General features: G+C 64.8%; 16 protein-coding genes and 1 riboswitch. Of the genes, 8 read left to right on the plus strand and 8 right to left on the minus strand.

What is annotated here, in order from left to right; all coding sequences use genetic code 11:
• Positions 1–107: 107 nt before the first annotated feature.
• On the plus strand, positions 108–1,670 hold the full coding sequence (locus M9H71_RS01325; protein WP_455403319.1) for a DUF4403 family protein: 1,563 nt from the start codon (positions 108–110) through the stop codon (positions 1,668–1,670).
• A gap of 101 nt (positions 1,671–1,771) precedes the next feature.
• On the opposite strand, the gene M9H71_RS01330 is transcribed toward M9H71_RS01325, so the two are convergent.
• Together M9H71_RS01330 and M9H71_RS01335 are read right to left on the minus strand one after the other, a co-directional pair.
• Complete coding sequence (locus tag M9H71_RS01330; RefSeq protein WP_455403320.1) at positions 1,772–2,299, minus strand: PRC-barrel domain-containing protein; 528 nt, start codon at positions 2,297–2,299, stop codon at positions 1,772–1,774.
• 273 nt (positions 2,300–2,572) lie between these two features.
• Positions 2,573–3,103: a hypothetical protein gene (locus M9H71_RS01335; protein WP_455403321.1), complete on the minus strand. Its 531-nt coding sequence runs from the start codon at positions 3,101–3,103 to the stop codon at positions 2,573–2,575.
• Between the two features lie 165 nt (positions 3,104–3,268).
• Here M9H71_RS01335 and M9H71_RS01340 point away from each other — a divergent pair, with 165 nt between their 5' ends.
• From M9H71_RS01340 to thiC, 7 genes are all read left to right on the plus strand, one after another.
• Positions 3,269–3,991 carry a response regulator gene (locus M9H71_RS01340; RefSeq protein WP_455403322.1) on the plus strand — a complete coding sequence of 241 codons (723 nt, stop codon included), beginning with the start codon at positions 3,269–3,271 and terminating at the stop codon, positions 3,989–3,991.
• Positions 3,988–5,319, plus strand: coding sequence for an ATP-binding protein (locus M9H71_RS01345; protein WP_455403323.1), 1,332 nt, complete (start codon positions 3,988–3,990; stop codon positions 5,317–5,319). Before M9H71_RS01340 ends, M9H71_RS01345 begins: the two co-directional genes overlap by 4 nt.
• A gap of 102 nt (positions 5,320–5,421) precedes the next feature.
• Positions 5,422–5,559, plus strand: a riboswitch (TPP riboswitch).
• Positions 5,548–6,684: an FAD-dependent oxidoreductase gene (locus tag M9H71_RS01350; protein WP_455403324.1), complete on the plus strand. Its 1,137-nt coding sequence runs from the start codon at positions 5,548–5,550 to the stop codon at positions 6,682–6,684. (Overlaps the previous riboswitch by 12 nt.)
• Positions 6,675–6,872, plus strand: coding sequence for a sulfur carrier protein ThiS (thiS, locus tag M9H71_RS01355; RefSeq protein ID WP_012497001.1), 198 nt, complete (start codon positions 6,675–6,677; stop codon positions 6,870–6,872). The genes M9H71_RS01350 and thiS overlap by 10 nt, the downstream gene beginning before the upstream one ends.
• Before the next feature lie 181 nt (positions 6,873–7,053).
• The gene (locus M9H71_RS01360; protein WP_455403325.1) at positions 7,054–7,836 is read left to right on the plus strand and encodes a thiazole synthase; all 783 of its coding nucleotides are present in this window, start codon (positions 7,054–7,056) and stop codon (positions 7,834–7,836) included.
• A complete protein-coding gene (locus M9H71_RS01365; RefSeq protein WP_455403326.1) occupies positions 7,823–8,431 on the plus strand; it encodes a thiamine phosphate synthase in 609 nt (202 codons plus the stop codon). Before M9H71_RS01360 ends, M9H71_RS01365 begins: the two co-directional genes overlap by 14 nt.
• A 232-nt stretch (positions 8,432–8,663) precedes the next feature.
• Complete coding sequence (gene thiC, locus M9H71_RS01370) at positions 8,664–10,589, plus strand: phosphomethylpyrimidine synthase ThiC (protein WP_455403327.1); 1,926 nt, start codon at positions 8,664–8,666, stop codon at positions 10,587–10,589.
• A 255-nt stretch (positions 10,590–10,844) separates the two neighbouring features.
• Here thiC and M9H71_RS01375 read toward each other — a convergent pair whose 3' ends face one another.
• The 6 genes from M9H71_RS01375 to M9H71_RS01400 all read right to left on the minus strand — a co-directional run bounded on the left by M9H71_RS01375 (position 10,845) and on the right by M9H71_RS01400 (position 14,183).
• Positions 10,845–11,474, minus strand: a complete 630-nt coding sequence (locus M9H71_RS01375; RefSeq protein WP_455403328.1) for a hypothetical protein — start codon at positions 11,472–11,474, stop codon at positions 10,845–10,847.
• A 389-nt stretch (positions 11,475–11,863) separates the two neighbouring features.
• The gene (locus M9H71_RS01380; RefSeq protein WP_455403329.1) at positions 11,864–12,196 is read right to left on the minus strand and encodes an HTH-like domain-containing protein; all 333 of its coding nucleotides are present in this window, start codon (positions 12,194–12,196) and stop codon (positions 11,864–11,866) included.
• Positions 12,084–12,473: an ester cyclase gene (locus M9H71_RS01385; RefSeq protein ID WP_455403330.1), complete on the minus strand. Its 390-nt coding sequence runs from the start codon at positions 12,471–12,473 to the stop codon at positions 12,084–12,086. The genes M9H71_RS01380 and M9H71_RS01385 overlap by 113 nt, the downstream gene beginning before the upstream one ends.
• Before the next feature lie 249 nt (positions 12,474–12,722).
• Entirely contained in the window at positions 12,723–12,956 is a 234-nt protein-coding gene (locus M9H71_RS01390) for a DUF6429 family protein (RefSeq protein WP_455403331.1), read from the minus strand.
• Between the two features lie 120 nt (positions 12,957–13,076).
• The gene (locus M9H71_RS01395; RefSeq protein WP_455403332.1) at positions 13,077–13,607 is read right to left on the minus strand and encodes an REP-associated tyrosine transposase; all 531 of its coding nucleotides are present in this window, start codon (positions 13,605–13,607) and stop codon (positions 13,077–13,079) included.
• Between the two features lie 63 nt (positions 13,608–13,670).
• A complete protein-coding gene (locus M9H71_RS01400) occupies positions 13,671–14,183 on the minus strand; it encodes a hypothetical protein (protein ID WP_455403333.1) in 513 nt (170 codons plus the stop codon).
• Positions 14,184–14,395 lie beyond the last annotated feature (212 nt).

Here is a 14,395-nt window from a genome sequence, read left to right on the forward strand (position 1 = left end):
CGGCGGTTCGCGGGTCTTTCCACGGCCGCGCAGAAGCCAGGTGTTCCGCGGCTGGCGCACCCCGGCCCCGGGCTGTATTGTCCCGGCCGTTCGCGCCCGGGGTATCGATGCGTTTCGTCAAGTTTGGACTGGTAGCATTCGCGATCGTCGCGATTTCATTCACTGTCACGCTGAAGGCGTTCGACTGGCTGACGCCGCGCGCCATCGCGCCACCAAATCTACAGGCGCTGCCGCCGTTGCCGCCGATCCGGCAGTCCACCGTGGTGGTGCCGGTGTCGGTGCCGCTCGGCACGATCCGCGATCTGGTCGATGCCGTCGCGCCGCGCAGCTTCTCCGGCAAGGCTGACAACCCGCTGGCTCACTACGTGCAGAACGCCGACATCCATTGGACCGCGACCCGCGGCGCGGTGACGGTGCGCGGCGCCAAGGATCAGCTCACCATCACCTCGCCGCTCACCGGCACGGTGAATGCCAAGGGTTCGCTGTCCGCAAATACCCAGTCCAAGGTCGACGAAACGCTCGGCCGCCTGCTCGGCGGCAAGGTCGCCAAGCAGATCGGCGTCAACATCAAGTCGTTCAACGCCAACGGCGAGATCAAGGGCACGATCGTGATCAGCGCGCGGCCGCAGGTGCTGCCGAACTGGCACGTCGATCCGCACCTCGACGCCGAGGTCGCGCTGTCGGATTCCGGGGTCTCGGTCGGCGGTGTGCGCATCGACGTGCCGCAGCAGGTCAAGCCGGTGATCGACAAGGCGATCGCTGATCAGCTCGGGACGCTGGAGCGCCGCATCCGCGACGACGGCGCGCTGGAGCGCAGCGCGCGTCGCGAGTGGGAGCGGCTATGCCGCTCGGTGCCGCTCCAGGGCGCCGGCGTACCCAACGGCTTCTTCCTGGAAATCCGCCCGACCCGGGCGCTGGCGGCGCAGCCACAGGTCGATGCGGCAGCCGCCACGCTGACGCTTGGCATCGTCGCCGACACCCGCATCACCGCCGGACCGACCAAACCGCAATGCCCGTTCCCGCCGGCGCTGCAGATGATCGCGCCCGACAACGCCGGCGTCAAAGTCGCGGTGCCGATCGACATTCCGTTCCAGGAGCTCGATCGCGTCCTCGAAGCCCAGTTCGTCGGCAAGACCTATCCGGAGGGCGACAGCCACGCCGCGATCACCGTCAAGCGCGCCAAACTGTCCGCCAGCGGTGACCGGCTGCTGATCTCGCTGTTGGTGGATGCCAAGGAGAACCGCAGCTTCTTCGGCTTCGGCACCGAAGCGACCTTGCACGTCTGGGGCCGGCCGACGCTCGATCAGGAAAACCAGACGCTGCGGCTGTCGGACATTCAGCTCGCGGTGGATTCCGAGTCCGCGTTCGGCCTGCTCGGCGACACCACCCGCGCCGCCGTGCCGTATCTGGAAAAGGCCATCGCCGAGAAGGCGGTGATCGACCTGAAACCGGAAGCCTCCAACATCCAGCGCCGGGTCGGCAACATGATCGCCTCCTATCAGCGCAATGAAGACGGCATGCGGATCTCGTCGGAGATCTCCAGCCTGCGGCTCTCGGATCTGGTGTTCGATTCCAACATGCTGCGGATCACTGCCGAAGCCAACGGCATCCTCGAAGTCACAGTGACCCGGCTGAAGCCGCCGGAGCTTCCGCTGCCACAGCCGCGCTGATCTCCAGTCTTCACCATACCCCTTGAACGCGCACGAACGCCGCCGGAAAAACCGGCGGCGTTCGCGTGATGCAGGCTGCGCCCGCGTCGCTTACTTGTCGCTTACTTGGAGTACTTGAACTCCGGCATCGACTTGAGCTGGTCCTTGGTCGCGTTGAACACGGCGTGATCCGGATACCAGCGATCGGCGTTGCTCGCGGTGGTCGAGGTCGCGGCACCGGTGGTGGTGCCCGCCGGGGCGGTGGTCGAGCTCGCCGGCGCGTTCTTGTTCATCGCAGTGTTCGACGACACCGGGGTGTTGACGAACTGCAGCTTGTCGAACGCCACGGCGACGTCACGCTCGCCCACGCCGAGGAAACCGCCGACGCCGATCACCACAGCCTGAATGCGGCCCTGGTTGTCGAGCAGAATCTCGTTGATGTCACCGAGCTTCTCGTTGCCCTGGTTGTAGACGTTGAGACCGATCATCTTCGACGCACGCCACTGCCCCACATGCTGCTGCGAAGCGGCAGTGGTCGACGACTTGGCCATCGTGCTGGAGCTGTCGGCCGGCGCCGGATTCTGCGCGTAGGCGGCGGTCGCGAGGAGCGTGGTGCCCAGGAGGCCGGCGATCATGGATTTGGTCTTCATCGGAAATGCCCTCTTGCATGTGAATGGTGCCTACAGAACCGCAGACTCGACGCGACGTTCCCGCGAACGAACTATTTTTAGCGCCATGCGTCGCACCAAACGATTAGTTCGCACTGAACCGTCGAGTTCCAACGAGTTCCCCGAATCAGCAAGCGGCAACCGCTGCGACAAAACGCAGAGACAATAAAAGAGCGCATCCCCTTGCGCCGCAGCGAAAGGGGATGCGCTCGAACCGACGGCGTCACACAGTCGGATGGAAAACTCGGCGATGTCTCAGGTCTGGTAGTTGATCAGCAGCGCGGTGAACGATCCCGATGCCGCGGCGGAGCCGCTGGAGCTGTAGGCGCTGCCGGTGGACGATTGCTGATCCTGCAGCAGTTGCAGGAACTGCTTCAGAATGTCGCTGATGTCCGACGAGGACGAGGTGTCGGCAGAACTGCCCGACGCGCTCGCCGCCGCGGCATCGTCCGGCGGCGGACCGCCCGGGGGCGGGCCACCGGCGAAGGTATTCTTGAACACGTTCTGCAGCTCGGTGGCCTGATCGGTGGTCAGCTTGCCGCTCGACACTTCGCTGGCGATCAGGTCGTCGATCTTGGATTTCAGATCGGTCGGGCGAGCCTCCGAGCCGGCGCTGGAGCGACTGCTCTGCAGGGCCGAGTCGATGTCCTGCAACGCCGAAGACAGCGCGTCGGCATCGCTGGATGCCACGGTGCCGGACGAGACTTGCGACGCGAGCTCCTTCTGCAGGAGCTGCAGCGGAGACAGATAGCTGCCGCCTGCGGCAGCGGAAGGAATGGAGGTCATGGCGGACTCCGGGTTTGGATCGCGCCCGACGCTATGGTTAATGGATTAACAATATCTTCGCCAAAGCCCTGAGTTAGTTGCGGATTCTTTCGCAACGCCGCGTAGAAACAATCGGAAACAAGATTCCCCGCTACACTTCCGGCAAAACATCGCAAAACCCCGGTCATGAACAGCACACCGCCATCGATCCTTGTCGTCGAAGACGACCGCGAGACCCGCGCGCTGATCGCCAAGTATCTGCGCGCCAACAACTGCAACGTCGCCACCGCCGCGGACGGCCGCGAGATGGAGCGCTGGATCGCCGACCATCGCGTCGACCTCGTCGTGCTCGACGTGATGCTGCCGGGCGAAGACGGGCTCAGCCTGTGCCGGAAGATCCGCACCAATTCGGCGCTGCCGATCATCATGCTGACGGCGCGCGGTGACGACGTCGACCGCATCCTCGGCCTCGAAATGGGGGCCGACGATTACTTGCCGAAGCCGTTCAATCCGCGCGAGCTGCTGGCGCGGATCCGCTCGGTGCTGCGCCGGCAGGCGAGCGCGGTCACCGCCAGCGCCACGCCGGGTGCCACTACGCTGAGCTTCCTCGGCTGGCGGATGGACTGCCGGCGCCGCGAATTGCGCAATCCCGACGGCGCGCTGGTGGCGATGACCAGCGCCGAATTCGATCTGTTGCAGGCGCTGTGCGAGCGCGCCGGCCGAGTGCTGTCGCGCGAGGCGCTGCTCGATCTCACCCACGGCCGCAACGTCGGCGCGTTCGAACGCTCGATCGACGTGCTGATCAGCCGCATCCGCCGCAAGATCGAGCCCGATCCGCGCGAGGCGACGCTGATCAAGACGGTGCGCGCCGGCGGCTACGTGTTCACGCCGGAGGTCGAAGCCGCATGAGCCTGCGCACGCGGCTGCCGGCGCTCGGCTTCAGCCTCAAGCCTGACGGCATTCGCGGCCAGATCGCGATCCTGGTGCTGGCCTCGATCATCGCCAGCCACCTGATCATCGCGGTTGCATTCTTCGCGAACCGGCCGGACATGCCGCGACCGCCGCGACCCGAGCCACATCAGCTCTTCGCACTCGCCGAGCTGATCGGCCGCACCCCCACGGCCGAACGGCCGCAACTGATCGCCTCGATTGCCGCCGCCTTCCCGCAATTCGAACTCGCCGCCACCACCGCGGCGGCGCCCCCGCGCGACACCGCCTGGCCGCCGCATCAGATCGACTATCTGCGCTGGCATCTCGGCCCGGACTACCGGGTCGATCTCGTCGGCGACGACAGAGTGGCGATCACCCTGCCCGGCGGCGAAGCGATCCGTGCGAAGCTGCCGCCGGATCATCGCTGGCCGGTGCTGGGCAATCCATGGATGGCGTCGCTGCTGATCGGTGTCGTCAGTCTCGCGCTGCTCGGGCTGTGGGCGGCGCGCACGCTGGCGTCGCCACTGTCGGCATTCGCCACCGCGGCCGAGACCTTCAGCCTGGATAGTTCCGACGCGCCGCTGCCCGAGCGCGGCCCGGCCGAGATCCGCTCGCTGGCGCGGGCGCTGAACCGGATGCGCGAGCGCATCACCACGCTGATCGAGGATCGCACCCGGATGCTGGCGGCAATCAGCCACGATCTGCGCACCCCGATCACCCGGATGCGGCTGCGCGCCGAATTCATCGAGGACGAGCACCAGCGCACCCAGACGCTGCACGACCTCGATCAGATGGGCACCATGCTGACCGCGGTGCTGACCTTTCTGCGCGACGGCGCCACCCGCGACGCGCCGACCCTGATCGATCTCGCCAGCGCGATGCAACTGATCGCCGATCAGTTCGCCGACACCGGCGCCAAGGTCGCCTATCAGGGCCCCGAGCATGCGATGGCGATGGCGCGCCCCGCCGACCTGCATCGCGCGGTCACCAATCTGGTCGAGAACGCGGTGCGGTTCGGCACCGAGGTGACGATTCGGCTGACACTGAGACAGGATGCGATCACCATCGAGGTCGAGGACGACGGCCCCGGCATCGCCGACGCCGACAAGGACAGCGTGATGCAGCCGTTCGTCCGCGGCGACAACGCCCGCAACCTCGACGACAGCTCCTCGTTCGGCCTCGGCCTGTCGATCGCCCGCGCCATCGCGCGCGGCCACGGCGGCGACCTCACCCTGCACGACCGCAAACCGCACGGCCTGATCGGACGAATCACCCTGCCCCGCCAGGCCCCGAGCCGCGCGACCTGACGGCCGGCTGCACGCCGCATCGTTCCATGCCGCAGCGCGGCCGGCTCCGCACACCCCTGCACCAAAGCCACGTTGACACGGCAGGGCATCGGCCTACATTGAGCCCGTTCCGAGGGGGGCTCCGACGAGGAGCTGAGATACCGCACGCTCACAGCTTCGATTCGCGAGGCACAGAGACCGCGGTGACCCTTTGAACCTGATCCGGGTCATGCCGGCGAAGGGACAGGGATGCATCAGACAGTTGAAGGCCGTGGCGGGGCCGAATCCGCCAATCTTTCCGCGTTTGCTTCCGTTGCTTCGGCTTCAGTCGCTTCGGCGTCGGCTGCTTCGGCGTTGACCGCCGCAGCTCTGCGCAGCGAGAAACCGGACTTGCGCAAGGACGCGCCGGTGTCGGTGATCGGTGCCGGCATCGCCGGGGCCTGGCAGGCGCTGCTGCTGGCGCGCGCCGGCCGCAAGGTCAATCTGTACGAACGCGGCGACAACGAGATGACACAGGCCACCAGCCATTGGGCGGGCGGCATGCTGGCGCCGTATTGCGAGGCCGAGGGCGCCGAGCCGATGGTCAGCCAGATCGGCATGCGCTCGCTGGAGATGTGGCGCAAGGAATTCCCGGACGCGGTGTTCAACGGCTCGCTGGTGGTGGCGCATCCGCGCGACCGCGCCGACTTCGAGCGCTTCGCCAAGATGACCACCGGCCACCGCCGCGTCGACGCCGACGGCATCGCCGAGCTGGAGCCGGCGCTCGCCGGCCGGTTCCGCGAGGGCCTGTTTTTCCCGGACGAAGGCCATGTCGAGCCGCGGCTGGTGCTGGCGCGCCTGCACGAGCGGCTGATCGAGGCCGGCGGCGCCATCCATTTCGAGTCTGAAATGACGCCGGAAGATCTCGACGGTCTGGTGATCGACTGCCGCGGCCTGGCTGCCCGCGACAAGGCGCCGGAGCTGCGCGGCGTCAAGGGCGAGATGGTGGTGATCAAGACCGCCGAGGTGAAACTGTCGCGCCCGGTGCGGCTGATGCACCCGCGCTGGCCGCTCTACGTCATCCCGCGCCAGAACAATCACTTCATGCTCGGCGCGACCACCGTCGAGAGCGAGGACGAGCTGGTGATGGTGCGCTCGGCGCTGGAGCTGCTGAGCGCGGCTTATGCGGTGCATCCGGCGTTCGGCGAAGCCCATATCGTCGAACTCGGCGCCGGGCTTCGTCCCGCCTTCCCCGACAACCTGCCGCGGATCGCCATCGGCAACCGCCGCGTCGCCACCAATGGCCTGTATCGTCACGGCTTCCTGATGGCGCCGTCGCTGGCCGAGAAGGTGGTGGCCTATGTCGAGCGCGGCGAGATCGACAATCAGGTGATGCGATGCTTGTGACCATCAACGGCGAACAGCGCGAGGTTCAGTCCGCCAGCGTCGCCGCGCTGATGCAGGAACTCGACTGCACCGGCGGCCACTTCGCCGTCGCGCTGAACTACGACGTCGTCCCCCGCGGCAAATGGGACGAAACGCCCGTCACCGCCGGCGACGAAATCGAGATCCTGACGCCGCGGCAGGGGGGATGAGGATGATGGTGGGACAAGCCACGCATCGCGACCTCGCCACTCCCCTCCCCCTTGCGGGGAGGGGTCGGGGGTGGGGGGCCGCAAGCACTGTGCCCGTGGCACCCCCCACCCCGCCCCTCCCCCGCAAGGGGGGAGGGAGTAAGCGAGCGCCGCGCGCTACTAACAGTGCGGAGCATCACGCATGGTGAAATTCTACGACCGCGAATTCGGCTCCCGGCTGCTGATCGGCAGCGCGCTGTATCCGTCGCCGACGATCATGCAGGACTCGATCCGCGAGTCGGGTGCCGAGATCGTCACGGTGTCGCTGCGGCGCGAGACGGCGGGCGGCAAGGCCGGCGATCAGTTCTGGTCGCTGATCCGCGAACTCGGCGTCACCGTGCTGCCGAACACCGCCGGCTGCCGCGGCGTGCGCGACGCGGTGACCACCGCCAAGCTGGCGCGCGAATTGTTCGGCACGAGCTGGATCAAGCTCGAAGTCATCGCCGATAACGACACGCTGCAGCCGGACGTGGTCGGCCTGGTCGAAGCCGCGCAAATCCTGATCAAGGATGGCTTCGAGGTGTTTCCCTATTGCACCGAGGATCTGTCGGTGGCGATGCGGCTGGTCGATGCCGGCTGCCGGGTGATCATGCCGTGGGCGGCGCCGATCGGCAGCGCGCGCGGCATCACCAATCGCGACGCGCTGAAGCTGCTGCGCGACCGCCTACCCGATATCACGCTGGTGGTCGATGCCGGCCTCGGCGCGCCGAGCCACGCCGCCGAAGCGATGGAGCTCGGCTACGATGCCGTGCTGCTCAACACCGCGATCGCCAAGGCCGAAGACCCGGTGGCGATGGCGCGCGGCTTCAAGCTCGCGGTCGAAGCCGGCCGCACTGGTTACGAAGCGGGGCTGATGGGCGCCCGCGATTTCGCTTCGCCCTCCACCCCTGTGATCGGGACACCGTTCTGGCATGCCGTATCCTGACCGTTTCTATCCCGTCGTCGACAGCATCGCGTGGGTCAAACGCCTCGCCGCGCTCGGCGTCGGCACCGTGCAGCTCCGCGCCAAGGACCTCGACGACGGCGCCGCGCTGCAGCTCGTCACCGACGCGCTCGCGGCGGTGAAGGACACCAGCGTCAAGCTGATCATCAACGACTACTGGCGCGCCGCGATCGTCGCCGGCGCCCAGCATCTGCATCTCGGCCAGGAAGATCTCGCCGAAGCGGACCTCGCCGAGATCCGCAGCGCCGGGCTGACGCTCGGCCTCTCGACCCACGACGACGCCGAACTCGAAACCGCGCTCGCCGCCGAGCCTGACTACATCGCGCTCGGCCCGATCTTCCCGACCACGCTGAAATCGATGCGGTTTGCCCCCCAGGGCATTCCGAAGATCACCGAATGGAAGAAGCGCGTCGGCAACATCCCGCTGGTCGCGATCGGCGGCATCAAGCTGGAGCAGGCCGAAGAGATCTTCGCTGCCGGCGCCGACTCGATCGCGGTGGTCAGCGACGTGACCCAGAACGAAGACCCAGACGCCCGCGTCCGCGCCTGGCTCGATTTCGTCGCAGAGAAGGCGTGATGAACGACGCGATGGCCGCGACCCGCGGCGCCCTCACCCCAGCCCTCTCCCGCAAGCGGGAGAGGGAGCAGGCCGTGCGTGAGGCTCCGCCGCGACCGAAGCGCTAATTCCCCCTCTCCCGCGTGCGGGAGAGGGTCGGGGTGAGGGCGACACGCACCGTGCCCTCGCCACTCCGACCGACAACACGACCGAACCAAGCGGCCCGAATAACAACCGATAACAGGAGGATGGCATGAATATCCGTTCCAATCCCGAAACCACCCGCGCAGCCGTCACCACCGGCGCCCTGCCCTCCTCCAAGAAGATTTACGCCACGCCCGCCAGCGCGCCGGATCTGCGCGTGCCGCTGCGCGAGATCATCCTGAGCGAAGGCGCAGGCGAGCCGAACCTGCCGGTGTACGACACCTCGGGCCCCTACACCGATCCGACCGTCGTGATCGACGTCAACAAGGGCCTGCCGCGCCCGCGCACCGAATGGGTCAAGCAGCGCGGCGGCATCGAGCAGTACGAAGGCCGCGACATCAAGCCGGAAGACAACGGCAATGTCGGTGCTGCGCACGCTGCCAAGGCCTTCACCGCGCATCACCAGCCGCTGCGTGGCGTCGGCGATGCACCGATCACGCAATACGAGTTCGCCCGCCGCGGCATCATCACCAAGGAGATGATCTACGTCGCCGAGCGCGAGAATTTGGGCCGCAAGCAGCAGCTCGAACGCGCCGAGGCGGCGCTGGCCGACGGTGAATCGTTCGGCGCCGCGGTGCCGGCGTTCATCACGCCGGAATTCGTCCGCGACGAGATCGCCCGTGGCCGCGCGATCATCCCGGCCAACATCAACCACGGCGAACTCGAGCCGATGATCATCGGCCGCAACTTCCTCACCAAGATCAACGCCAATATCGGCAACTCGGCGGTGACCTCGTCGGTCGAGGAGGAAGTCGACAAGATGGTGTGGGCGATCCGCTGGGGCGCCGACACCGTGATGGACCTCTCCACGGGGCGCAACATCCACACCACCCGCGAATGGATTCTGCGCAACTCGCCCGTCCCGATTGGAACTGTGCCGATCTATCAGGCACTGGAGAAGTGCGAAGGTGATCCGGTCAAGCTCACCTGGGAGCTGTACAAGGACACGCTGATCGAGCAGGCCGAACAGGGCGTCGATTACTTCACCATCCACGCCGGCGTGCGGCTGCAATACATCCACCTCACGGCCAGCCGCGTCACCGGCATCGTGTCGCGCGGCGGCTCGATCATGGCGAAGTGGTGCCTGGCGCATCACAAGGAGAGCTTCCTCTACACGCATTTCGACGAGATCTGCGACCTGATGCGCAAATACGACGTGTCGTTCTCATTGGGTGATGGTCTGCGGCCGGGCTCGATCGCCGACGCCAACGACCGCGCCCAGTTCGCCGAACTGGAGACGCTCGGCGAACTGACGAAAATCGCCTGGGCCAAGGGCTGCCAGGTGATGATCGAAGGCCCCGGCCACGTGCCGATGCACAAGATCAAGATCAACATGGACAAGCAGCTGAAGGAATGCGGCGAGGCGCCGTTCTACACCTTGGGCCCGCTGACCACCGACATCGCGCCGGGCTATGATCACATCACCTCGGGCATCGGCGCCGCGATGATCGGCTGGTTCGGTTGCGCGATGCTGTGCTACGTGACGCCGAAGGAGCATCTCGGCCTGCCCGACCGCAACGACGTCAAGACCGGCGTGATCACCTACAAAATCGCCGCCCACGCCTCCGACCTCGCCAAGGGCCACCCCGCCGCGCAGCTCCGCGATGACGCGCTGAGCCGCGCTCGCTTCGAATTCCGCTGGCAGGACCAGTTCAACCTCGGCCTCGATCCGGATACGGCGCAAGCCTTCCACGACGAGACCCTGCCGAAGGACGCCCACAAGGTCGCGCATTTCTGCTCGATGTGCGGCCCGAAATTCTGCTCGATGAAGATCACCCAGGACGTCCGCGACTACGCCGCCGGCCTCGGCGACAACGAGAAAGCCGCCCTCTACCCGGTCGGCCACGCCGGCATGACCATCAGCGGCACCATCGAAGACGGCATGGCCCAGATGAGCGCCAAGTTCAAAGAGATGGGAAGCAGCGTGTATCTCGACGCCGACAAGGTGAAAGAGAGCAACAAGGCGCTGTCGTAAGGCAGCGAGCTCACCACACCACAAACGTCATGCCCGGGCTCGACCCGGGCATCCATCTGAAGCGAAGCGGCCGGGCGACAAGCTCGGCTGTTTTGTTTAGCGCCATTTGGTAGAGCGCGAACGGAAAATGAGGTGAGCGCTTGCGACATCCACCAATCCAAACTCGAAATCGACACAGACCACCACTCACCCAGTCCATTCACCAGTCGACACAGCCGACGGCATTGTCGGCCGATTACACTCTCTGCCCACCCCTTACTGAGACGGGAATTCGTTCTTCACCCTCGAATAACTCTCAGCTATTAGCCTCCAATTCGCCTGCATTCTTTCGATTTCATCAAGGACGAGGCTTCGCGTTGTTGATAATTGCACAACGGTTGAATTCCTACGCATGTCTAGAATTTGAAGCCTTATCTCCTGCAGGAACTCGGCCAACTTGTGGCTATACCGCCCCCCCAACACAAAGTAATTTTCTATGCTAGAGTAGAACGCTCTAAGACACTTGTCTTGCGTTTCACTTAGAGCGACGATTGCAAGAGACCTTTCCGAGATCGATTCCAGCGCACCCATTTTTACCTTCTCGAATAATTCATGCCGCTTAATCCGGCTTTCGTAACGGCTTTTCTCGAGACTCCTAATTGTTTCCAGAATTTGCATTATCTGAACGCTGGGATCATTCGATCTCTTGCTTGCGAGAAAGTCAGTATCCTCAATCAACGCAACCACAAAATCGAGATTTGATATAAAGTAATTATGAACAGCTTCCATTTCTTGCATTATCTTGTCGACTCGAACCTCACATGTCTTTCTTTGAAATCCACTTTGAATCGAGAGCATTCTTTCCAATAAGCGGCCAAGCTCGCGCATTATCGGGAAATAGTCCATCCAGCTACCCTCCCAGCAGGCATTTTACGCTGTTAGTCTTCTGACTTCTGACGAAACATGCAATACAGCTTGCGGACTCATTGGATGAGCGACGCATTATGATCCGCGCCTCCGATATTCACGCTGCGGTCGAAATCCGTAATCCGTGGAGCGAATTAGCCGGTAACCCGTAAAACGGACTGGCAACGCCCAATCCAACAATAGCCGGATGCAAGCATGAATCACTGCTATCGGTCATCGGATCCCGCATCCATTTGGCGCGCTACGCACCAGCCCGTAGGGCGGATTAGCAAGCGTAGCCCGGGTGAGCGCAGCGATACCCGGGACTCCTGCGCTCGTTCAAGCCCGCGTATCGCCACGCTTACGCGGGCTTCTCGCTAACAAGTTTGTCAAACTCGACCAGTACTTCTCATGGAGACATACGGCGCAAGTTTCATTCCCTTTCTGATCTCCGTTGCATAGGAATGCGGAATGCCGGCCAATACGGCAATGTCCTTGCAGCCCGTAGGGCGGATTAGCGAAGCGTAATCCGCCATTACGCCGAAGCAAGCGGTACATTCGCTCGGCGGGTTACGCCTTCGGCTAACCCGCCCTACAGCCGCGATTGGCTCACGCGAGCTGCGCTGCGACGGCGGCTTTGTCGATGATCGACCAGACTTCCACGATGCGGCGGTCGGAGAACGCGTAGAACACGTTTTCGGCGAAGCGGACTCGTCTGCCATTGACGGCAAGGCCGAACAGCTCGCCCGATGGGGTGCAGTCGAACCACAGCCGGCTCGCGACCCGCGGCGGTTCGGATACCAGCCATTGGATGTCGAAGTGGAGGTCAGGGATCGCGCGACACTCCCGCTGCAACATATCGCGATAGCCGGTAAGCCCGACCCGCTCGCCGTTGTAGGACACATCCTCGCCGACGAACTGGTCCAGCTTCGGCCAATCCTGCCGGTTAAGGCAGGCGATGTAGCCGCGGTAGATCTCGGAGAGTTCGGCGGGGGTCATCGGATCATCCTATTTGAACATGGCGGATGACGCTTCGCTCAATCGCGCGACGCCATCCGTATGATGATCCCGCAATGCTGAAGCAGTTCCGCCTCGACAACGATTTGCCCTGCATCTCACGATCCACTGCGATAACGCAGCCCGTAGGGCGGATTAGCGAAGCGTAATCCGCCATTGCGCCAAGGCACCGCCACGTTGGCTCGGCGGGTTACGCCTTCGGCTAACCCGCCCTACGGTCACACGTCGGCGTTACGTTTTCTTCCTCGCAAACATCGCCTCGAATAGCTCCTTGGCGCGCGCGAGGCCTTCGTCGGTGAATACGACCGACTGCACCTTGCCGGCCGGGTTTCCGATCAGACCCTTGTCGTGCAGCCGGTCGAGCGTGTCCCAGTCGTGGCCTTTCCAGGCGCGGGTGCGGTCATGCAGCGTCAGATACAGCAGCGCCAGCGTTGCGTCGTCGATCTTGTCGGTGTCGAATTCCATCCTCGATCTCCTGGCCGGTTGGGCGGATGAGCGAAGCGTAATCTGCCACTCCCTCAATGAGAACACCGCTGCCACCGGTAGGTTACGCCTTCGGCTGACCTGCCCTACGGTCAAGCGACGCTAGGCTTCGCCGAACTCACCTTCGACACTGGCATCACCCGCCCAATCGAGCGGAAACACCCCGCGTCGGACGTCGCGATGGAACGACGAAGTCGGCCAATCCTGCACACGGCTAACCAGCCCATGCTTCACCGGGTTGATCATGCAGTACTCGACGTGCCGGACGTAGTCCGCCTCGTCGCGGATCAAGTGCTCCCAGAACCGGCGCTGCCAGATGCCGCGTTCGCTCCGCCTCGCGCGGACCGCGCTCAGCCGCTCCGCTTTGGGCAATGCCTTTGCGAAACGCGTCTTGATCAGTCGCCAGCGGGTCGAAAAATCAGCATCGCCGGGCGGCAGAGTCCACACCGCGTGAAGATGGTCCGGAAGCACCACGACGGCGTCGATCTCGAACGGAAAGCGCTCCCGCGTGCGCGCGACCGCGTCACGCAGAATCGCGATGTGATCGACCAGCAGCGTGTTGCGGCGTTCGAGCAGAGTGACGGTGAAGAACCAACATCCGCCCGGAACGAAGGCACGACGGTAGTTCGGCATCGGGCACCTCGTGCGCAGATGGCGGATTACGCTTCGCTAATCCGCCCTACGGTCGCCTCTCCGCTACTTCACCGCCGCCTGCATCGCCTTCCAGTCGAAGGCCTTCGCCGTCGCCAGCGCTTCGTCTTCGCCGAGGCCCTTGAACGACAGCGACAGCGCGGCGGAAGGGCCGAGGGCGATCAGGATGGTGCCGGACTTGTCGCTGGCCTGAAACGTCCGCGTCACCTTGAAGCCGTCGACGGTGGTGGTGCTGGCCGGGCCGTGGCTGGCTTCGGTGCGCATCCCGGTGCCGCCGGCCGCCAGCCGGCTTTGGGCCGGCGCGCCGGCGAGCAGCTGGACGCTGACATGGATCTCGCCGCGCTCATAGCCGCGCTGCACCACCACGATGCGGCTGCCGCCGTCCTGCATCGCCAGGCCGCCGAGCTTGCCGGCTTTCCAGCCCGGCAACTCGACCAGCAGCGGCGCATACGGCTCCAGCCCGTCCCCGGCGCGCGCCGGCGACGGCGGCGCCAGCGCCGCCGCGGCGAGCGCGGGCACGACGACAGCCAAACCAGCAAGACGACGACGCGCGATCATGACAACCTCCAATGCAAAATGGTGGCGGCAGCCTAGCAACGCCACCAAGCGCGGCATTGATCTGAGCGCACGATCGCCGAAGGTCGCAGGGCCTCGCGTGGATGAGCCAAGCGAGCCGGATCGGACGCAGGCCGCATCGCCACAACGGCATCTCCAGCCCACGGCGTTCGCAGCGCTCACCCCTGCTGCCACAACCGCCCCGATGCGGTATG

The organism is Rhodopseudomonas parapalustris, assembly GCF_053772255.1.